21 protein-coding genes are annotated in these 18,879 nt (G+C 67.3%); 5 read left to right on the top strand and 16 right to left on the bottom strand.

The window, feature by feature from the left end; translation table 11 throughout:
- Positions 1–267 precede the first annotated feature (267 nt).
- From ftsH to E2E30_RS14005, 13 genes are all read right to left on the bottom strand, one after another.
- Positions 268–2,235, bottom strand: coding sequence for an ATP-dependent zinc metalloprotease FtsH (gene ftsH / locus E2E30_RS13945; RefSeq protein WP_133190758.1), 1,968 nt, complete (start codon positions 2,233–2,235; stop codon positions 268–270).
- A 91-nt stretch (positions 2,236–2,326) separates the two neighbouring features.
- Positions 2,327–3,436: a tRNA lysidine(34) synthetase TilS gene (tilS, locus tag E2E30_RS13950; RefSeq protein WP_133190760.1), complete on the bottom strand. Its 1,110-nt coding sequence runs from the start codon at positions 3,434–3,436 to the stop codon at positions 2,327–2,329.
- Between the two features lies 1 nt (position 3,437).
- The gene (locus tag E2E30_RS13955; protein WP_133190762.1) at positions 3,438–4,457 is read right to left on the bottom strand and encodes a tetratricopeptide repeat protein; all 1,020 of its coding nucleotides are present in this window, start codon (positions 4,455–4,457) and stop codon (positions 3,438–3,440) included.
- A 64-nt stretch (positions 4,458–4,521) separates the two neighbouring features.
- Positions 4,522–5,493, bottom strand: a complete 972-nt coding sequence (locus E2E30_RS13960; RefSeq protein WP_133190764.1) for a helix-turn-helix domain-containing protein — start codon at positions 5,491–5,493, stop codon at positions 4,522–4,524.
- 107 nt (positions 5,494–5,600) lie between these two features.
- Positions 5,601–7,868, bottom strand: a complete 2,268-nt coding sequence (ptsP, locus tag E2E30_RS13965; RefSeq protein WP_206365587.1) for a phosphoenolpyruvate--protein phosphotransferase — start codon at positions 7,866–7,868, stop codon at positions 5,601–5,603.
- A 175-nt stretch (positions 7,869–8,043) separates the two neighbouring features.
- Positions 8,044–9,066 (bottom strand): Holliday junction branch migration DNA helicase RuvB, encoded by a 1,023-nt coding sequence (gene ruvB, locus E2E30_RS13970; RefSeq protein WP_133190768.1) that lies wholly within the window; start codon positions 9,064–9,066, stop codon positions 8,044–8,046.
- Positions 9,063–9,281 (bottom strand): type II toxin-antitoxin system HicA family toxin, encoded by a 219-nt coding sequence (locus tag E2E30_RS21265; protein ID WP_133190770.1) that lies wholly within the window; start codon positions 9,279–9,281, stop codon positions 9,063–9,065. Before E2E30_RS21265 ends, ruvB begins: the two co-directional genes overlap by 4 nt.
- Positions 9,274–9,501, bottom strand: a complete 228-nt coding sequence (locus tag E2E30_RS13980) for a type II toxin-antitoxin system HicB family antitoxin (protein WP_240698945.1) — start codon at positions 9,499–9,501, stop codon at positions 9,274–9,276. Before E2E30_RS13980 ends, E2E30_RS21265 begins: the two co-directional genes overlap by 8 nt.
- On the bottom strand, positions 9,501–10,094 hold the full coding sequence (gene ruvA / locus E2E30_RS13985; protein ID WP_133190772.1) for a Holliday junction branch migration protein RuvA: 594 nt from the start codon (positions 10,092–10,094) through the stop codon (positions 9,501–9,503). Before ruvA ends, E2E30_RS13980 begins: the two co-directional genes overlap by 1 nt.
- Positions 10,095–10,137: 43 nt before the next feature.
- Positions 10,138–10,623 (bottom strand): crossover junction endodeoxyribonuclease RuvC, encoded by a 486-nt coding sequence (gene ruvC, locus E2E30_RS13990; protein WP_133190774.1) that lies wholly within the window; start codon positions 10,621–10,623, stop codon positions 10,138–10,140.
- A gap of 322 nt (positions 10,624–10,945) precedes the next feature.
- A complete protein-coding gene (locus tag E2E30_RS13995; protein ID WP_133190776.1) occupies positions 10,946–11,689 on the bottom strand; it encodes a YebC/PmpR family DNA-binding transcriptional regulator in 744 nt (247 codons plus the stop codon).
- Between the two features lie 112 nt (positions 11,690–11,801).
- A complete protein-coding gene (locus E2E30_RS14000) occupies positions 11,802–12,041 on the bottom strand; it encodes a DUF2312 domain-containing protein (RefSeq protein WP_010185731.1) in 240 nt (79 codons plus the stop codon).
- 63 nt (positions 12,042–12,104) lie between these two features.
- Positions 12,105–12,398: a DUF1244 domain-containing protein gene (locus E2E30_RS14005; protein WP_133190778.1), complete on the bottom strand. Its 294-nt coding sequence runs from the start codon at positions 12,396–12,398 to the stop codon at positions 12,105–12,107.
- An 80-nt stretch (positions 12,399–12,478) separates the two neighbouring features.
- Here E2E30_RS14005 and pyk point away from each other — a divergent pair, with 80 nt between their 5' ends.
- Positions 12,479–13,936, top strand: a complete 1,458-nt coding sequence (gene pyk / locus E2E30_RS14010) for a pyruvate kinase (RefSeq protein WP_133190780.1) — start codon at positions 12,479–12,481, stop codon at positions 13,934–13,936.
- A gap of 146 nt (positions 13,937–14,082) precedes the next feature.
- On the opposite strand, the gene E2E30_RS14015 is transcribed toward pyk, so the two are convergent.
- Positions 14,083–14,691 carry an HAD family hydrolase gene (locus E2E30_RS14015; RefSeq protein ID WP_133190782.1) on the bottom strand — a complete coding sequence of 203 codons (609 nt, stop codon included), beginning with the start codon at positions 14,689–14,691 and terminating at the stop codon, positions 14,083–14,085.
- Positions 14,692–14,696: 5 nt separating this feature from the next.
- Complete coding sequence (gene ykgO / locus E2E30_RS14020) at positions 14,697–14,822, bottom strand: type B 50S ribosomal protein L36 (protein WP_010160916.1); 126 nt, start codon at positions 14,820–14,822, stop codon at positions 14,697–14,699.
- 172 nt (positions 14,823–14,994) lie between these two features.
- On the opposite strand from ykgO, the gene E2E30_RS14025 reads away from it, so the two are divergent.
- Genes E2E30_RS14025 through gpmA form a run of 3 tightly spaced genes read left to right on the top strand, consistent with a single transcriptional unit; the run spans position 14,995 to position 17,455 of the window.
- Positions 14,995–15,630, top strand: coding sequence for a DUF4136 domain-containing protein (locus E2E30_RS14025; protein ID WP_133190784.1), 636 nt, complete (start codon positions 14,995–14,997; stop codon positions 15,628–15,630).
- On the top strand, positions 15,627–16,745 hold the full coding sequence (locus E2E30_RS14030) for a M14 family metallopeptidase (RefSeq protein WP_133190787.1): 1,119 nt from the start codon (positions 15,627–15,629) through the stop codon (positions 16,743–16,745). The genes E2E30_RS14025 and E2E30_RS14030 overlap by 4 nt, the downstream gene beginning before the upstream one ends.
- A gap of 23 nt (positions 16,746–16,768) precedes the next feature.
- Entirely contained in the window at positions 16,769–17,455 is a 687-nt protein-coding gene (gene gpmA / locus E2E30_RS14035) for a 2,3-diphosphoglycerate-dependent phosphoglycerate mutase (RefSeq protein ID WP_133190789.1), read from the top strand.
- A 171-nt stretch (positions 17,456–17,626) separates the two neighbouring features.
- Here the strand turns inward: gpmA and E2E30_RS14040 are convergent, their stop codons facing one another.
- Positions 17,627–18,262: a hypothetical protein gene (locus E2E30_RS14040; RefSeq protein ID WP_133190791.1), complete on the bottom strand. Its 636-nt coding sequence runs from the start codon at positions 18,260–18,262 to the stop codon at positions 17,627–17,629.
- A gap of 119 nt (positions 18,263–18,381) precedes the next feature.
- On the opposite strand from E2E30_RS14040, the gene purE reads away from it, so the two are divergent.
- Positions 18,382–18,873: a 5-(carboxyamino)imidazole ribonucleotide mutase gene (gene purE, locus E2E30_RS14045; RefSeq protein ID WP_133190793.1), complete on the top strand. Its 492-nt coding sequence runs from the start codon at positions 18,382–18,384 to the stop codon at positions 18,871–18,873.
- The last annotated feature ends 6 nt before the right edge of the window (positions 18,874–18,879 follow it).

An 18,879-nucleotide genomic window follows, 5' to 3' on the forward strand; every position in this document is an offset into this window, starting at 1 on the left:
GCTTCTCAGGGTGAACGGCGTCTTAGCGTTGTAACGGAGCGCGCGAGAGACCGCTTTGCGGTTGCACCCGCCTATTCCCTGTCGGGCTGTACGCGTCGAAGCTCGTCCATTCTCTCGGTCGCAGCGAGAACGATAGTCCTTCGACACGCTCAAAGACGACCGGATGCGGAAAACAGCGCAGAAGCGTCCGCACACCGCGCAGATACGAAAAAGCCGCGCCCGACACTTGTCGGACGCGGCTTTTTTACCGTTCCAGTCCCGCGAGCGTTACGCCCCGGCAGGCGCCGGGTTACCGAACGGCCCGCCGCCCTTGGGCCGGCGCGTCTTGGGGATCGAGGTCCCCGCGCCGGGCACGATCGATACCTTCGCATCGGCATCGTCGCGGCCGATGTCGCCGTCGAACGCGAGGCGCTTGATCTCGTCGCCGGTCAGCGTCTCATATTCGAGCAGCGCACCGGCGATCCGGTGGAGCTGGTCGATATGCTCGGTCAGGATTTCGCGGGCCTGCGCCAGCCCGCCATCGACCAGCTTGCGGATCTCGCTGTCGATCATCAGCGCGGTCTCGTTCGACATGTTCTGGCGCTGCGTCTGCGAGTAGCCGAGGAAGGTCTCGCCCTGCTGCTCTTCATATTGCAGCGGGCCGAGCGCGTCCGACATGCCCCATTGCGACACCATCGCACGCGCAAGCTTGGTCGCCTGCTTGATGTCGCCCGAGGCACCGCTCGACACCTTGTCGTAGCCGAAGATCAGTTCTTCCGCCACTCGGCCGCCCATTACGGTCGCGAGATCGGCGTACATCTTGTCGCGGTGATACGAGTAATTGTCGCGCTCGGGCATCGACACGACCATGCCCAGCGCACCACCGCGCGGGATGATCGTCGCCTTGTGGATCGGGTCCGACGCGGGCGTGTGGACACGAACGAGAGCATGGCCCGCCTCGTGATAGGCGGTCATCCGCTTCTCATCGGTGGTCATCACCAGCGAGCGCCATTCGGTGCCCATGATGACGCGGTCCTTGGCGGTCTCGAACTGCGCCATCGCCACCAGCCGCTTGCCGAGCCGAGCCGCCATCAGCGCCGCCTCGTTGACGAGGTTGGCGAGATCGGCACCCGACATGCCCGGCGTGCCGCGTGCGAGCGTGCGCGCATCGACGTCGGGCGCAAGCGGCACCTTCTTCATGTGCACTTCGAGAATCTTCACGCGGCCCTCGATATCGGGCAGCGGCACCGTGACGCGGCGATCGAAGCGACCCGGACGGAGCAGTGCCGGATCGAGCACGTCGGGGCGGTTCGTCGCCGCGACGATGATGATGCCTTCCGAAGCCTCGAAGCCGTCCATCTCGACGAGCAGCTGGTTGAGCGTCTGCTCGCGCTCGTCATTGCCGTTGCCGAGGCCCGCACCACGGTGACGGCCGACCGCGTCGATTTCGTCGATGAAGACGATGCACGGTGCCGACTTCTTGGCTTCGGCAAACATGTCGCGCACACGGCTCGCGCCGACGCCGACGAACATCTCGACGAAGTCCGACCCCGAAATCGTGAAGAACGGCACACCCGCCTCGCCTGCGATCGCGCGCGCGAGGAGCGTCTTGCCGGTGCCGGGCGAGCCGACGAGCAGCGCGCCCTTGGGAATCTTGCCGCCGAGCCGGGCGAACTTGGTCGGGTCCTTGAGGAACTCGACGATTTCCTGCAGCTCCTCGCGGGCCTCGTCGATGCCCGCGACGTCGTTGAAGGTCACGCGACCTTCCTTCTGCGTCAGCATCTTCGCGCGGCTCTTGCCGAAGCCCATCGCACCCGAGCCGCTGTTCTTCTGCATCTGGCGCATCACGAAATAGCCGAGGCCGAGGAACAGGAAGAAGGGTAGCGAATTAACGAGCAGGACCTGCCAGATCGGCGCGCCTTCCTCGGGCTTGGCTGTGATCGTCACGTTCTTCTCGCGCAAACGATCGGTCAGGCGCGGGTCCTGCGGCGCATAGGTGCGGAACTTTGTGTTGTCGCTCATCGTGCCGGTGACGACTTCGCCGGCGATGTTGACGTCCTTGACCTGCCCGTTCTGGACACGGTCGAGGAACTGCGAATAGGCGATCCCGTTGACGTTGGGGCCGACCGAACGATTGTCGATCAGCGTCACGAACAGCGCCAGCGCGACGAGGATGCCGACCCAGATCAGCAGCGATTTCATCCAGGGGTTGGGCCCGCCAGAGTCGCCGCCGGGCTGCTTGTCATTGTCGTTCATGGGCACGGGATACCTTTCGTGACCCATAAGATAAGCACAGCGCGATTAATGGCAATGCAACGGCCCGCGCAATCGTCGATCAAATCGTCGATCAGTGTGAGTGACGCGGCGGTTGTGGCGCAAAATTCCAGAGGGTGTCGCGCACCGCGACCAGGATTCCCGCATGGGTCGCGGTTTTGCCGGCTTCGAGCGAGTCGAGCAGCGGTTCGATATTGGCCGAGTCGGTGAAGGCTGGCGTGGTGAGCGCGTGCGCCGCGCGGACGGCGTGGATCGCGCGCCGGGCGAGGCGGCGTTTCAACTCGCGGGGTAGGTCCGCGACGTCGAGGTCGATGACGACGCCCCCCGCCCCCGTCATACCGGGCGCGTCCCGGCATCCACCGTGCCGCACGTCCTGCGGATGTTGCTCGTGGACGGCGGTGGTCCCCGGCACGAGGCCGGGGTGACAGTTGGGGATCGGGCTGCGGCGGGTCTGCCATAGCCAGTCTTCCATCCCCCGTATCGTGGCATCGGCCTCGGCCGCGTGCGCCGCGGCGCGCGCGATCTGCAACGGGTCGAGCCACGGCGTGTCGCGGAGCAATGCGCGAAAGCGGGTGCGCTCGTAATGCGGGTCGACGTTGCTCGGGTCATCGACGAAGGGCAGTGCGTGCGTCACAGCAAGCGCGCGCAATTCGGCGACCCGCCAGCCGAGCAACGGCCGGATCAGCGCGATCGCGCCGAGCTGCTGGTGCGCGCGAATACCGCCGAGCCCGGCGACCCCCGCCCCGCGCGCCGCGCGCATCAGGAAAGTTTCGGCCTGATCGTCGGCATGGTGCGCGGTAGCGAGGCAGATCGCTCCCGCCGCAGCCGCCCATTCGAGCAGCAGCGCATAGCGCCGGTCGCGCGCGCGCCCCTGGACCGCGCGCGTGCCGATCGCGTCGTCGACCACCAATGTCGCATGCGCGATGCCCTGCGCGGCGCACCACTCGGCGACCATCCGCGCCTCGTCGGCGGCGGCAACGCGCAGCCGGTGATCGACCGTCGCGGCGACGATCCGTCCGGGAAAAGCGGCGGCGGCGAGTGCGAGCAGCGCCATGCTGTCGGGCCCGCCCGAGACCGCGAGCGCCAGACGATCGACGGGGGCGAGCGGGCGCGCCCGCTCGACATCCCGGGTAAACCGCGCGACCAGTGCCGGCTCCACCGGCACGCGGTCGGGCGTACTCATCTCACGAGCAGTTGGAAGCGGCACGACCCTTGGCGACGCCCGCCTTCATCCGCGCATCGGCATCGACCTTCGCGCCGTAGCTGCGCTGGAGTTCGGTATAGACCTTGCACACTTGCGCGGCGGGCTTGTCCAGCTTCACCAGCGCCTGGGCGAGGTAATAGAGGCTCTCGGGCGCGCGGTCGCCATCGGGCCATTTCTTGTAATTGTCGTAGAAAGCGAGGCTCGCGCGCGACGGCTGGCCATCCTCGAGATACGAACGGCCGAGCAGGTTCTGCGCATAGCTCGCGCGCTTGTGCGTCGGGAACTTGGTCGTGACCGTGGTGAACTGCGCCTCGGCCTCGGGATAGAGGTGCGCCGCCCACAGGCGATAGCCGTAGAGATAGGTGTCCTCGGCAACGTCGCCCGAATCGGGTCGCTCGACCGCGGCGACTTGCTGCGCGCGCGCCGGATCCTTGGTGCTGACCACTGGCGGCGGGGTCACCGTCGACTTTGCCGGCGCGGGGCGTGCCGGGGTGGCGGGTCGGTCGAACCCGCGATCGGGGGTGCGATCCGCCGTCGGGCGCGCGGGCACGGGCCGGTCGAAGCTGCCGCCGTCATCCCCTGGCACAGCCGCAGGTGTCGCCGCAGCAGCGGCCGCAGCGGCATTGGCCTCGAGCGTCTTCAGGCGGCTGTCGAGCCCTTGCAGTCGGTGCTGGTTGGTCTCGGTCTGCGCGGTCAAGGTGCGCAGCTGGTTCTCGAGCGAATCGACGCGTGCGGTCAAATCGGCGACCGGGCTGGTCGGCGATCCGCCGAGGATTGCGTCGGGATCGGCCGGACGATTGTCGGGCTGGATATACTGGCCACCGCTGCCGCCACTCCCGCCGGGGAACACCTTGCGCTGCACCGCGCGCATCTCGCCTTCGAGCCGGTCGACCCGGCCCTCGATCGCGCGCCCGTTGCCGCTGCTGCTCTGCGCATTCGCGGGCAGCGCGCTCAGCATGCTCCCGGCGAGCAGGAAAGCGGTCAATAGATGGTTACGCATTCGTACACCCCCCGGTGCTGATGAAGCGAGTAGCATAGCCGACATTAGCCTTGTGCCGCCAGCGTTAAGGGGCGGGCGTCGGAGCGGCGGCGGGTGCGGCCGGTTCGGGCGCCACCGCGGCAGGCGCCGCGATGTTGAGCGGCTGGAGCGACGACGACGGCGCCGAAGTCGATGCCGCAGTGCGCGTCCGCGTCGAGCGTGTCTCCTCGCGCCGCGCCGTCGGTCCAGCAGCGGCCGAAGGCGTCACCGCGGCCGCGGGCGCGGTGACGCGCGCAGTGAGCGCAGCGGCGTCGAGCGGTACGTCCTTGATCGCGCGCTTGCCGTCGCCGAGCGGCGCGACCGCGGTGCCACCAACGGTCACCTGCAGCTTGTCAGGGCGCCCGACATTGATCATCGGGCCGACCGCGTCGGCGGGGATGGTATAGCTCTCGCCCGCCTTCATCGTGCCGAGATGGATCGTCTTGCCGGCCGTGTCGTAGATCCGGAGCCACACCTCGTCGGACGCGGTCAGCACGACTGCACCGGTCGGCACGCTTGGCGACGGGGCTACGGTCGGGGCGGCCGCGATGGTATTGGCGCTTTGTGTGCTCGGGGCGCTGGCGGGCTCGCCATCGCCGCGGAACAGCGAGGTGCCGTAGAACAGCCCAGCGCCGATCAGCACCACGACCGCGATCAGCAAGGTGGTGATCGCCAGGCCGCGTGGCGGAACGCGCGACGGCTCGTCGATTTCGTACGCTTCGTAATTGGTGCGCTTGGCGCTCGGCTGGTCGCTCGCGCCGCGGACTTCGCGCGCGATCGCGACCTCGTCGACGCCGACCGCGCGGGCATAGGCCTTGGCGAAGCCGACCGAATAGGTGATCGACGGAAGCGCCGCATAATTGCCCTCCTCGATCGCCTCGAGCTGGCGCACCGGGATCCGCGTCCGCGCGGCGACTTCGGCAAGCGACAGGCCTTGCGCCTCGCGCGCCTCGCGCAGCGTGTCCCCCGCGGTCTTGGGAAACAGCTTCGGCTCGTCGGCCGGGATCGGTTCGGTCATCACTTCCTCCGGCAAGGCGCGTGCGGCCCGATATGTCCCTTGCCCAGCGGCTGTCTCACAAAGGGGGCGGGACAAGTCAACGCCTTGTCACGCCGCCCGCCGTACGATCACGCCAGTTCGACACCGTTTTCGCCCGCCCATGCAAGCAGCGCCCCGCGCATGTCGCGCGGCGGCGTCTTGAGCAGATCGGCCATGAACACGGTGAGCGCGGCGCGATCGAGCGAGCGCACCATCGCCTTGATCGGCCCAACCGCCGCCGGGGTGATCGACAGCCGTTCGATCCCGAGCCCGATCAGCGCCATCGCCTCCAGCGGCCGCCCGCCCATCTCGCCGCAGACGGTGAGCTGCACCCCGGCCGCGCGCGTCGGTGCGACGAGCTTTGCGAGGAATCGCAGGATCGCCCCGCTCAGCCAGTCATAGCGTTCGGCCAGCTTGGGATTGGCGCGGTCGGCCGCGAACAGGAACTGCGTCAGGTCGTTGGTGCCGACCGACAGGAACGCAATGTTGGGCAGCAGCAAATCGAGCTGTTCGGCAAGCGCCGGGACTTCGAGCATCGCGCCGTAGCGGATCTCGCTCGGCATCTTCTTGCCACGCGCGCTCAGCCATTCGCGCTGCGCCTCGAACAGCGCGCGCGCTTCGTCGAACTCCCACGGTTCGCTGACCATCGGGAACATCACGCTGAGCGTCCGCCCCGCCGCCGCCTCGAGCAGCGCGCGCGCCTGGACCTTCATCAACCCGCCGCGCTCGAGCGCAAGCCGGATCGCGCGCCACCCCATCGCCGGGTTCTCCTCGTCGGCGTCTTCCTTGTTGAGATACGGCAGCGCCTTGTCGCCGCCGATATCGACCGTGCGGAAGATCACCGGGCGGTCGCCCGCGGCGTCGAGCACGTCCTTGTAGAGCCGCTGCTGGCGCTCGCGCGATGGCAGCGTGGCCGAGACGAGGAACTGGAATTCGGTTCGAAACAGCCCGATCCCATCGGCGCCGGTCACGTCGAGCGCCGCCACGTCGTCGCGCAAGCCCGCATTGACCATAACCGTCAGGCGATGTCCGTCCTTGGTCACCGGCGCCTCGGTCTTGAGCGCGGCGAAGACCGCGCGGCGCTTCTGGCGCAGGTTGAGCGCGGTATCGAAAACCTCCTCCATCGCGGAGGACGGCCGCGCGAAGACATTGCCGGCAGTAACGTCGAGCAGCAGCAGATCGCCCTCGCCGATCAACCGCCGCACGTCGCGAACGCGGCCGAGCACGGGCACCCCCATCGCGCGCGCGACGATCGTGACATGCGCGGTGAGCGACCCTTCCTCGAGCAACACGCCCTTCAGTCGCCGCCGATCATATTCGAGCAGTTCGGCGGGTCCCAAGTTGCGCGCGATCAGGATCGTGTCCTGCCGCAGTCCCATCTGCGCCGCGGTCCCCATCTGGCCCGAGACGATGCGCAGCAGCCGGTTCGACAGATCCTCGAGATCGTGCATCCGGTCGGCGAGCAACGGATCGTCGATCTGCCGCATCCGCATCCGCGTGCGCTGCTGGACGCGCTCGATCGCGGCCTCGGCGGTCAGCCCCGAATCGATCGCCTCGTTGATCCGCCGTGCCCAGCCCTCGTCATAGGCGAACATCTTGTAGGTCTCGAGCACCTCCTCATGCTCGCCACCGCCACCGAACTCGGCCTGGCTGGCGAGCCGCTCGATCTGCGCGCGCATCTTGTCGAACGCGGCATAGACGCGGTGACGCTCGGCCTCGGTATCCTCGGCGACGGTATGCTCGACATGAACGCGCGGCTGGTGGAACACGGCGTAACCGCTCGCCATGCCCTCGACGAGCTTCAGACCCATGATGCGCATCGGCGCGGTCGATTGCGGGCGCATCGTCGCGGCGCCGCTCGCATCGACCAGTTCGGCATTGGCGATCAGCTCGGACAGCACCATCGCAACGGTCTGCAACGCCTCGATCTCGACCTCGTCATAGCGGCGCGGATCGACATGCTGGACCGACAGCACGCCGATCGCGCGCTCGCGCCGGATGATCGGCACGCCGGCGAAGCTGCGAAACTTCTCCTCGCCCGTCTCGGGATTCTGGACGAAGTCGGGGTGGCTCGACGCTTCGTCGAGGTTGAGGATCTCGGCCTGCTGCGCGATCGTGCCGACCAGCCCCTCGCCAAGCGCCAATTTGGTGACGTGGACCGCCTCCTGCGCAAGGCCGCGGGTGGCATAGAGTTCGAGCACGCCCTCGCGCAGCAGGTAGATCGAGCACACTTCGCTCGCCATGCCTTCGCCGACGATGGCGACCACTGCGTTGAGCTTGGCCTGCGGCGCGGTGCGCGAGGCCATCACGTCGTGAAGACGAACGAGGATTTCGCGGGCGGAGGCGGCTGCAGTCATACGAATGGGCTAACAGATTGGTGCGGGGCTTGGCTATCGTGCGCCGCACAAGATTTGCTTCTCTGGTCCTCCCCTCCCCTTCAGGGGAGGGGCCGGGGGTGGGGGAAGCCTCGCAGAGGACAGCGCCCGATACGGCCCTACCCCAACCTCTCCCCTGCAGGGGAGGGGCTTTTGGTCAGCTATCGAACAGGCTTTCCTGCGCGCCTTCGGGCGGCGTGAGCCCGAGATGCTTCCACCCGCTCGCATTCAGGCAGCGCCCACGCGCCGTCCGCGCGATCAGGCCCAGCTGGATTAGATACGGCTCGATCACTTCCTCGACCGTGTCGCGCGGTTCGCTCAACCCCGCCGCCAGCGTCTCGACCCCGACCGGTCCGCCGCGATAGATGTCGGCGATCATCATCAGATAGCGCCGGTCCATCGCGTCGAGCCCGAGCCGGTCGACCTCGAGCCGATTGAGCGCGGCATCGGCAGCCTTCGCATCGACCAGGTCATGCCCCGCGGCATGCGCGAAATCGCGCACCCGGCGCAGCAACCGCCCGGCGATCCGCGGCGTCCCGCGCGAGCGCCGCGCGACCTCGGTCGCGCCATCGCTCGACAGCGGCAGGTCGAGCAGCCGCGCGGCGCGCGACACGACCTTTTCGAGCTCCTCGATGGTGTAGAAGCTCAACCGCACCGGAATGCCGAAGCGATCGCGCAAAGGGGTCGTCAGCAACCCCTGCCGCGTCGTCGCGCCGATCAGCGTGAAGCGCGGCAGGTCGATCCGCACCGAGCGCGCCGACGGCCCCTCGCCGATCATCAGATCGAGCGCACGGTCCTCCATCGCGGGGTAGAGCACTTCCTCGACCGCGGGCTGGAGCCGGTGGATCTCGTCGATGAAGAGGACGTCGCCATCCTCGAGATTGGTGAGCAAGGCGGCAAGATCGCCCGACTTGGCGATCACCGGCCCCGAGGTGGCGCGGAAGCCCACGCCCATTTCGCGCGCAACGATCTGCGCGAGCGTGGTCTTGCCGAGCCCCGGCGGGCCAAAGAAGAGTACATGATCGAGCGCATCGCCGCGTGCCTTGGCGGCGGCGATGAACACGCGCAGATTCTCGCGCGCGGCCTTCTGCCCGACGAAATCGTCAAGCGATTTGGGGCGCAGCGCGGCGTCGATGTCTTCGGACTTGCGCGTTGGCGCGAGGATGCGGTCGTCGGTCAGCGAATGGCTCCGAAAAAGTCCTCGTCGGGCACGTCGGCCCGACGAAGGATGGTGGCGAGTATGCCGGCCCGGATCTTCCCGTGCAGCGGCACGACGCAGCCTCTTTCCGCGCGACGCGGCACCACGTGACTGCCGCGCTGGCGCATCGCGACGTATCCCAGTCGTTCCAGCGCGCGAACGGCTTGCGCCCCGGAGACGACGGGGCGCTTAGGCATGAACGGGAATTTCGAACGACGTCACGACCGGCGGCGCCCCGACCTTCATCGGAAACTCTTCGAGATAGAGTTCGACCGCCTCGCGCAAATTGGCGATCGCGTCTTCGAGCGTGTCGCCTTGGCTGCCCGTGCCGGTTTCAGGGTTGAAGGCGTTGAAACCGCCCTCTTCGGCGGCGGTCAGGACGGCGGTCATGTGCATCGTCATCTCCTCGCTCTGCATTACTTCGCCGCCTTGCGCAGCGCCAGCCGCACCAGGGCGTCGAGCGTCGCACCCGCCCCCAATTCCTCCTCCGCCGCCGCCACCGCCCCGCTGGCTTCGGCAGGACGGAAGCCGAGATTGAGCAGCGCGGAAACCGCGTCCGCGCCCGCCCCAACCGGCATGATCGACGACGCGGCGTGGCCAAGTTCGACCCCGCCGATCTTGTCCTTCAATTCGCGCACGATGCGTTCGGCGAGCTTCGGCCCGACGCCGTTCGAACGCGCGACCATTGCCTTGTCTTGGGCGGCAATCGCGCGGGCGAGGTCGGTCGGTTCGAGCGCCGACAGAATCGCCAGCGCAACGCGCGCGCCGACCCCCTGCACGCCGGTGAGCAAGCGGAACCAGTCACGCTCGGCAGCGCTCGAAAAGCCGACGAGGCGGATGAAGTCTTCGGCCACCAGCATTTCGGTATGGAGCATCACCGCCTCGCCGACCGGGCCGATGCTGGCGAGCGTCCGGCTCGACGCGCCGACGAGATAGCCGACGCCGCCGACGTCGATCACGGCATGGTCGAGTCCGGTCGCATCGAGGCGGCCTTTGAGATGGGCGATCATGCGCCGGTACGTAACAGGAACGGGATGCTGCGGGAAAGCGAAATCAGGGCAGCCGCCGCGCGCTCGCGAGATGATGCGCGTGGCAGATCGCCACCGCGAGCGCATCGGCGGCGTCGGCGCCGTCAATCTTGACGCCGGGGAGCAGCACCGAGACCATTGCATGGACCTGCGCCTTCTCCGCGCCGCCGGTGCCGACCACGGCTTTCTTGACGAGCCGCGCAGCATATTCGCCGACCTCGAGCCCCGCGCGCGCGCCCGCGCACAGCACGACGCCACGCGCCTGGCCGAGCTTGAGCGTCGATTGCGGGTTGGAATTGACGAACACTTCCTCGACCGCGCAGCCTTCGGGCGCATGGTCGATGATCAACGCGCTGAGCATCGCGTCGAGATGCGCGAGCCGGCGCGGCAGCGGGGCGACGGTGTCGGTCTTGAGCTTGCCGTTGGCGACATGGCTGAGCCGGTTGCCCTCGGCGCGGATCAGCCCCCAGCCGGTGGTGCCTAGGCCCGGGTCGAGGCCGAGGATCAGCATTGCGCTGCGCGAACGGGATTCACGCGAAGGCGCGAAGGCGCGAAGAAGGGGTTTGTTCGCGCGGAGGCGCGGAGGCGCGGAGGAGAAGAAGAAGAAGACGGAGAGATTTTCTCGACCGCACCCTGACCGTCACTCCGGGCTTGTCCCGGGGTCCACCGGCGTCCGAGCGCAGCAAGTGCGGCACGGTGAATGCCGGGACGAGCCCGGCATGACGGAGGAGTGGTGGTGCCCGATCCGGAGCGCACCATCTCCGCGCCTCCGCGCCTCCGCGCGAACAAACCTTCTTCTCTTCGTGCCTTCGCGCCTTCGCGTGAAACCCAGATCAACCCAGCTTCTCGAGGATCGCGTCGGACACTTCGTAATTGCCCCACACGGTCTGCACGTCGTCGTCATCGTCGAGCGTGTCGATCAGCTTGAACAGCGTCGCCGCATCGTCCTCGCCGACTTCGACCATCGTCTGCGGGCGCCAGGCGAGCTTGGCGCCTTCTGGCTCGCCGAGCACCGGTGTCAGCGCCGTCACGACTTCGTGGAGCGAATCGTTCGAGGTCCAGATCTCATGGCCGTCCTCGCTCGACTGGACGTCCTCGGCGCCGGCTTCGAGCGCGGCCTCGAACACCTTTTCGGCATCGCCCGCCGACGCCGGATAGGAAATCAGCCCCATCCGGTCGAACGCATGGCTGACCGAGCCCGAAGCGCCCATGTTGCCGCCATTCTTCGCCATGCCGGTGCGAACGTTGGTCGCGGTGCGGTTGCGGTTGTCGGTCAGCGCTTCGATGATCAGCGAGACACCGCCGGGGCCGAAGCCCTCATAGCGGATTTCCTCGTAATTCTCGGTGTCGCCCTTCGACGCCTTGTCGACCGCGCGCTGGATATTGTCCTTGGGCATCGACTGCGCCTTGGCGGCGTTGATCGCCATGCGCAGCCGCGGGTTCATGTCGGGATCGGGCAGGCCCATCTTCGCCGCGACGGTGATTTCGCGGCTGAGCTTCGAGAACATGCCCGAGCGCTTCTTATCCTGCGCGCCCTTGCGGTACATGATGTTCTTATATTTGGAATGGCCTGCCATTGGATCTCTCTCAAACTACAGTGTCGTCACCCCGGGCTTGGGAGCCGGGGTCCATGGGCGACGCTCGGCCGATCGCATAGATGCTGAAACGAGTTCAGCATGACGGGTCGGCTTAGTCGAGCCCGAGCGCTTGCTTGTAGGTCTCGAGCAAAGCCTCGGCTTCCTCGCGGTGATGCTTCTCCATCTTGCGCAGCCGCACGATCGAGCGGATCGTCTTGACGTCGAAGCCGGTCGACTTGGCCTCGCCGTACACGTCCTTGATGTCGTCGGCGATGCCCTTCTTTTCTTCCTCGAGGCGCTCGATGCGCTCGATGAGAAGGCGTAGCTGGTCGGCGGCGATAATGTCGCTCACGGTAAATCCCCCGGGGTTTGAATCAGTGAAAGGCGCGCGCTTTAGGCCAGCGCAGCGCCGCCGTCACGCATTCTTCGAAACACTCTGGCGCATCCGCTCGAGCTGCTCGGGCGTCGCGTCGCCCTGATGCTCGGCTTTCCACTGCGCGTACGGCATGCCGTAGACGATCGCGCGTGCCTCGTCCTTGGTCATGCCGCCGTCTGCCTCTTCGACCCAGTCCGACAGGCAGTTGCGGCAGAAACCGGCCAGCCCCATCAAGTCGATATTCTCGGCGTCGCTGCGGTGGCGCAGATGGCGCACCAGCCGCCGAAACGCCGCCGCCGCTACGGCATCATCCAGTCCATCCAAATCGCGCATCTGTTCGCTCCACGGTTGATCATGGCGAGATAGGAGGTAGAGCAGCAGGCGTATAGCCTCCCCACGGCAAGGACCTCCCCATGATCAAGACCATCGCCCCGCGCGCGCGTAAGGTACGTATCCTCGCCACGCTCGGCCCCGCCAGCAGCAGCCCCGAGATGATCGCGGCGCTGTTCGAAGCGGGCGCCGACGCCTTCCGCGTCAATATGAGCCACGGCGACCAGCAATCGAAGATCGCCGTCATCCAGGCGATCCGCGCGCTCGAGAAGATTTATCAGCGCCCGACCACGATCCTCGCCGATCTGCAGGGGCCGAAGCTCCGCGTCGGCAAGTTCGAGGGCGGCAAGATCGAGCTCGTCAAAGGGCAGACCTTTACGCTCGACCGCGACACCACGCCCGGCGACACCACCCGCGTCGAGCTGCCGCACCGCGAGATTTTCGAGGCAATCGAGCCCGGCGCACGCCTGCTGCTCGACGACGGCAAGCTCGTGCTGCGCGTGACCGACCACACCGACACGACGATCGTCACCGAGGTCGTGGTCGGAGGCGCGCTGTCGAACAGCAAGGGGTTGAACGTCCCCGACGTCGTGCTGCCGATGGCGGCGCTGACCGAAAAGGACCGCAGCGATCTCGCCTTCGCGGTCGACCAGGGGGTCGACTGGATCGCTTTGTCGTTCGTCCAGCGCCCCGAGGATCTCGCCGAGGCGCGGAAGCTGATCGGCGGCAAGGCGTCGCTGCTCGCCAAGATCGAGAAGCCGCAAGCGATCCAGCGGCTCGAGGAAATCGTCGAGATGTGCGACGGCGTGATGGTCGCGCGCGGCGATCTCGGCGTCGAGATGCCGCCCGAGAGCGTCCCGCCGCTGCAGAAGCGCATCATCGAAGTGTCGCGCCGCCTGGGCCGCCCGGTGGTGGTCGCGACGCAGATGCTCGAATCGATGATCACCTCGCCCTCGCCGACGCGCGCCGAAGTGTCCGACGTCGCGACCGCGATCTATGACGGCGCCGATGCGATCATGCTCTCGGCCGAAAGCGCGGCGGGCGCGTGGCCGACCGAATCGGTCGCGATGATGAACGCGATCGGCGAGGCGGTCGAAAAGGATCCGACGCATGGCGACCGGATCCACTTCACCGTGATCCGCTCGGACCCGACCACCGCCGATGCCCTGGCCGAAGCCGCCAAGAACATCGCGCAGACGGTCGAGGCCGCCGCGATCATCTGCTTCACCGCCTCGGGCTCGACCGCCCGCCGCGTCGCGCGCGAGCGGCCCGGCGTGCCGCTGATGATCCTTACCCCGAACCCCGAGACCGCGCGGCGGGCGGGCCTGCTGTGGGGCGCCTATGCGATCCTGACCAAGGACGTCGATTCGTTCGAGGAGATGGTCGCCAAGGCCAAGCGCATGGCGCTGCGCCACAACCTCGCCAAGGCGGGCGACCGCATCATCCTGATCGCGGGCGTGCCGTTCAAGACGCCGGGGTCAACCAACGTGCTCCACGTCGTGCGGGTCAGTGGCGATGAGCTGAAGGGGTATGCGAGCTAGGTCCAACCCCTCACGGTCACCCCCGGGCTTGTCCCGGGGTCCACTGCGATGCCCACCCTGCCGCCCGAGCGCGCGCGGCACGGTGGGCCCCGGCACAAGGCCGGGGTGACGAAGTGGGTGCTACGCGATGGAACCGAAGGTGTGGCTTAGGCGAGAATGCCGTAGCGCGCGAGATCCGCGCGCAGCGTCGCGGCGTCGGTGAAGACCACCGCGCCCATCCCGACGCTCTGCGCGCCCGCGACATTGTCTTCGCGATCGTCGACGAACAGCGTGTCCTCGGCGCGCAAGCCGAAGCGGTCGAGCGCGAGGCGGTAGATCGCCGGATCGGGCTTGGTCAGCAATTCGTCGCCCGAGACGACGATGTCGTCGAAGCGATCGAACACATCGGCCTCGCGGTCGCGGAACGACGGCCAGAACTCGCCCGAGAAATTGGTGATCGCATAGAGCGGAACCCCCGCCCCCTCGAGTTCGCGCACCAGGTCGCGCATCCCCGGCAACATCCCGCCAAGCTGCTCGCCGAAGCGCGGCCCCCAGGCGGCGATCAGCGCGGCATGCTGCGGATGCGCGGCGGCGAGCTCGGCCGAGGTCTCGGCGAACGGACGGCCAGCGTCATGCTGGAAATGCCATTCCTTGGTCGCGACATCGCGCAGGAATGCATCGAGCGCCCGATCGTCACCGATCAGGCGCTCATAGAGGAATCTGGGATTCCAATCGTACAAGACATTGCCGACGTCGAAGACGACGGCCCGCGTCACGTCGCTTAGCCCTGGCGGGCCTTGAAGCGGCGGTTGGTCTTGTTGATGATATAGGTACGCCCACGACGACGGATCACGCGGTTATCGCGATGACGGCCCTTGAGCGACTTCAGGGAATTGCGGATCTTCATGATCGATTCGCTTTGCAAAATCTGGAATGTGGAAAAGAGCCGCTGCGCATATGGTCGCGCCCTCCCCAAGTCAAGCGCGACCGCGTCGATACGCCGCGCTATAGCGACGGAACCCGAAGCCCGGGTCCAGGCGTTACACCCCTGCAACGACTGTGATAACAAGGACAAGAGTATGAAGCTGGCTTTGGGAATGGCAATTGCCGCGGCAGCGAGCTTGAGCGCCTGCGCGACGACGACGACGAGTGGTCCGGTCGAAGTGACGCGATTCCACCTCGGGTCGACGGCAACGCCGCTCGAGACGGGGACGCTCGCGGTCGAACCCGCGCCCGGTGGCGGCCCCGCCAGCCTTGAGTTCAAGACCTATGCCGCCGCCGTCCAGACCGAGGCGCTGGCGCACGGCTTCACCGTCCCCAAAACCGATCCCGATGCGCAATATCTCGCGGTCGTCGGCTTTACGCGGACGACGCGCCCGGCGCCGCCGCGCAATGGCGGCAGCGGCGTGAGCATCGGCCTCGGTGGTGGTGGCTATAGCGGTGGTGGCGGCTATCGTGGCGGCGGCGGCGTGGGCCTCGGTGGCGGCATCTCCTTCCCGATCGGCAAGCAGAAATACCGCACCGTGGTGCTCACCGACCTCACCGTCCAGATCCGCCGCCGCCGCGACGCGACGGTGATCTGGGAAGGCCATGCGCAGACCTTCTCGCCCGGCGAGGCGCCCGCGGCACAAGCCAACGCCGCGGCAGCCAAATTGTCGCATGCGCTGTTCCTGGGCTTCCCCGGGGAATCGGGTCGCACTATTACGGTGCGATGAGCATCACCATCAACGCCGCTTTCGATAGCGGAAACATCGACGTGGTCGCCATCGACGGCGACCGCGTCGATCTCGCCATCCGGCTCGACCATCAGTCGGACTTCTTCCAGTGGTTCCACTTCCGCGTCGCCGGCGCGAAGGGGCGGAGGCTCACCTTGCGCATCACCAACGCTGCGCAATCGGCCTATCCGTTCGGCTGGCCGGGCTACAAGGTGCGCGCGAGCACCGATCGCCTGGCATGGCGGATGATCCCGACGCGCTACGTCGACGGGATGCTCGAGTTCGAGTGGAACGGCGACAGCGAACTCGTCTGGTTCGCCTATTTCGAACCCTATACGATCGAGCAGCACGACGCGCTGGTCGCCCGCATCGCGGTGCAGCCGGGCGTGACGCATCGCGAGCTCGGCCAGTCGCTCGACGGCCGCGCGATCGATTGCCTCGATATCGGCACCGGCCCCGCGCATGTCTGGCTCTACGCGCGCCAGCATCCCGGCGAGAGCATGGCCGAGTGGTGGATGGAAGGCGCGCTCGACTGGCTGACCGATGCCGCCAATCCGGTGGCCCGCGCCTTGCGCGAAAAGGCGACCTTCCACTGCGTCCCCAACATGAACCCCGACGGCTCGTTCCGCGGGCATCTGCGCACCAATGCGGCGGGCGTGAACCTCAACCGCGAGTGGCATACGCCGACGCCGGAGAAGAGCCCCGAAGTGCTGTGCGTCCGCGATGCGATGGACGCGACCGGCGTCGCCTTCGCGATCGACGTGCACGGCGACGAGGCGATCGCGGCGAATTTCTTCGCCGGGTTCGAGGGCATCCCGTCCTGGACCGACGCGCTCGGCGCCAAATATACCGAGTTCGGCGAGCGGCTCGCGGCGCACTCGCCCGATTTCCAGACCGCACGCGGGTATGACAAGGCGGCGCCGGGCAAAGCCAACCTGTCGATGTCGACCAACCAGCTCGCCGAGCGGTTCGGTGCGGTGTCGATGACGCTCGAAATGCCGTTCAAGGACCATGACCCCAACCCCGATGCCGAGTTCGGCTGGTCGGGCGCCCGCTCGAAGACGCTGGCGCATGCCTGTCTCGAAGTGCTTGCCGACATGATCGACGCAATCTAGGTCCCCTCGCAAAGGAGACCCCGATGCCCACCCTCGTCCTGATCCGCCACGGCCAGTCGGCCTGGAACCTCGAGAACCGCTTCACCGGCTGGTGGGATGTCGACCTGACCGAAAAGGGCGTCGAGGAAGCGCGCGCCGCGGGGCGGCTGATGGCGGAGAAGGGGCTCGATTTCGACACCTGCTTCACCTCGCTGCAGACGCGTGCGATCAAGACGCTCAACCTTGCGCTCGAGGAAATGCGGCGACTGTGGCTGCCGGTCGAGAAGGACTGGCGGCTCAACGAGCGGCATTATGGCGGGCTGACCGGGCTCGACAAGGCCGAGACCGCCGCCAAGCACGGCGCCGAGCAAGTCCATATCTGGCGCCGCAGCTTCGACATCCCGCCGCCGCCGCTTGAAGCCGGCAGCGAATACGATCTGTCGCAGGACCGCCGCTACGCCGGGATCGACATCCCCGCGACCGAGAGCCTCAAGGACACGATCGCTCGCGTCCTGCCATATTGGGAGGGCCGGATCGCGCCTGCTCTGCGCGACGGGCAGCGCGTCGTCATCTCGGCGCACGGCAATTCGCTGCGCGCGCTCGTCAAGCATCTGTCGGGGATCCCCGATGACGAGATCACGACGCTCGAGATCCCGACCGGGCAGCCGATCGTTTACGAACTCGATGATTCGCTGGCGGCGACCGATCGTTATTATTTGAGCGAGCGCTGAGCTCTTAGCTCGGTCGCTGGGCGGAAAGGGGAACTGCCCGCCTTCTTCAAACGGATGGTGGAGGGAGATCGACAGCGCGCACAGCGCATGTTGCCCCCTCCACTATTCGCAGACTGCTCGGCGTCCACCTCCCCCGGTCGCCGGGGGAGGGGATCAAACCATCGCTCGGGCTTACTGGCCCGTCGTCACCGTCGTCGTGGTCTTCTCGGTCACGCGCGCAGGTGCAGCGCGGCGCGTCGTTGCCTTGCGCACGACGCGCTTGACTGCGGTGTGACGAACGGCAGGCGCCGCGGTCTTCGTCGTCTCGGTCGTTACCGTCGTGGTCGGTGCGGGCGCCTGGACGACGACCGGCGGCGCCGACCGTGCTGCGGCTGCGTCGGCGGCTGCCGAAGCGGCGGCCTCCTCGGCCGCGTTCGCACGGGCGTTGGCGGCTGCGGCATCGGCCTGCGCGTCCATTGCGACATTACGGGCGTTGGTCGTGGCGGCATGGGCGGCATCGTTATGCGCGCGCTGCGCCTGGCCGAGCGCGGTGTCGGCAAGCTGCGACGCGCGGTGCGCATCGTCGATCGCTTCGGCCTTCTTGCCAGCGGCGAGATGCTCTTCGGCGGCGCGGAGCTGCGCCTGTGCATCGGCCTGGAGCCGCGGCGTCTCGGTGGTCGCGCCGACCTTGGCCGACGCGTCGATCTTGGCGCGCGCTTCGGCGATCGCCTGCTCGGCGCGGTCGTGCTTGCCCTCGGCAAAGGCGGGGGCGGAGAATGCCAGCACGCTGGCGAGCGCGACGGACGAAAGGGTCGAAAAACGGGTCATGGCGTGTGTCCGATATGACTGTATGGACTCGCCCAACCCGCGCCACGTCGAACAAGTTCCGCTTGCGATATGACGGCGGAGTGGTTGCCCTGCGGCACCCCGCTCGCTAGTCGGGTGTGATGGCACAGAGCGCGTCCCCCCTTGTCGGCATCATCATGGGCAGCACGTCCGATTGGGAGACGATGCACCATGCGGCCGATTTGCTCGCCGAATTGGGCGTTGCGCACGAGACGAAGATCGTCTCGGCGCACCGTACGCCGCAGCGGCTCTACGATTATGCGACCGGTGCCGCGGAACGCGGATTGCAGGTGGTGATCGCGGGCGCTGGCGGTGCTGCGCATTTGCCCGGAATGGCGGCGGCGATGACACATTTGCCGGTGCTCGGCGTGCCGGTCGAGAGCAAGACGATGAAGGGCCTCGATAGCCTCTATTCGATCGTCCAGATGCCTGCGGGGATCCCGGTCGGCACGCTGGCGATCGGCAAGGCTGGCGCGAAGAATGCGGCGTTGCTGGCGGCGGCGATTCTTGCGCTGTCGGACGCGGCGCTGAGCGCGCGGCTGCAGGCGTGGCGCGCGGCGCAGACCGATGGCGTGGCGATCGATCCGGAATGATGCTCG

The sequence above is a fragment of the Sphingomonas sp. AAP5 genome (genome assembly GCF_004354345.1).
GTDB classification, from domain to species: domain Bacteria; phylum Pseudomonadota; class Alphaproteobacteria; order Sphingomonadales; family Sphingomonadaceae; genus Sphingomonas; species Sphingomonas glacialis.

Bases quoted from the DNA above. Each gene is read 5' to 3' on its own strand.
- E2E30_RS13995 (WP_133190776.1), bottom strand. From the start codon at position 11,689: ATGGCAGGCCATTCCAAATATAAGAACATCATGTACCGCAAGGGCGCG.
- ykgO (WP_010160916.1), bottom strand. From the start codon at position 14,822: ATGAAGATCCGCAATTCCCTGAAGTCGCTCAAGGGCCGTCATCGCGAT.
- ptsP (WP_206365587.1), bottom strand. From the start codon at position 7,868: ATGACTGCAGCCGCCTCCGCCCGCGAAATCCTCGTTCGTCTTCACGAC.
- E2E30_RS14025 (WP_133190784.1), top strand. From the start codon at position 14,995: ATGAAGCTGGCTTTGGGAATGGCAATTGCCGCGGCAGCGAGCTTGAGC.
- E2E30_RS14040 (WP_133190791.1), bottom strand. From the start codon at position 18,262: ATGACCCGTTTTTCGACCCTTTCGTCCGTCGCGCTCGCCAGCGTGCTG.
- ruvC (WP_133190774.1), bottom strand. From the start codon at position 10,623: ATGCTGATCCTCGGCCTCGACCCGGGCCTAGGCACCACCGGCTGGGGG.
- E2E30_RS14005 (WP_133190778.1), bottom strand. From the start codon at position 12,398: ATGCGCGATTTGGATGGACTGGATGATGCCGTAGCGGCGGCGGCGTTT.
- ftsH (WP_133190758.1), bottom strand. From the start codon at position 2,235: ATGAACGACAATGACAAGCAGCCCGGCGGCGACTCTGGCGGGCCCAAC.
- gpmA (WP_133190789.1), top strand. From the start codon at position 16,769: ATGCCCACCCTCGTCCTGATCCGCCACGGCCAGTCGGCCTGGAACCTC.
- E2E30_RS21265 (WP_133190770.1), bottom strand. From the start codon at position 9,281: ATGCCTAAGCGCCCCGTCGTCTCCGGGGCGCAAGCCGTTCGCGCGCTG.
- tilS (WP_133190760.1), bottom strand. From the start codon at position 3,436: ATGAGTACGCCCGACCGCGTGCCGGTGGAGCCGGCACTGGTCGCGCGG.
- purE (WP_133190793.1), top strand. From the start codon at position 18,382: ATGGCACAGAGCGCGTCCCCCCTTGTCGGCATCATCATGGGCAGCACG.
- E2E30_RS13955 (WP_133190762.1), bottom strand. From the start codon at position 4,457: ATGCGTAACCATCTATTGACCGCTTTCCTGCTCGCCGGGAGCATGCTG.
- E2E30_RS13980 (WP_240698945.1), bottom strand. From the start codon at position 9,501: ATGCAGAGCGAGGAGATGACGATGCACATGACCGCCGTCCTGACCGCC.
- ruvA (WP_133190772.1), bottom strand. From the start codon at position 10,094: ATGATCGCCCATCTCAAAGGCCGCCTCGATGCGACCGGACTCGACCAT.
- E2E30_RS14030 (WP_133190787.1), top strand. From the start codon at position 15,627: ATGAGCATCACCATCAACGCCGCTTTCGATAGCGGAAACATCGACGTG.
- pyk (WP_133190780.1), top strand. From the start codon at position 12,479: ATGATCAAGACCATCGCCCCGCGCGCGCGTAAGGTACGTATCCTCGCC.
- E2E30_RS13960 (WP_133190764.1), bottom strand. From the start codon at position 5,493: ATGACCGAACCGATCCCGGCCGACGAGCCGAAGCTGTTTCCCAAGACC.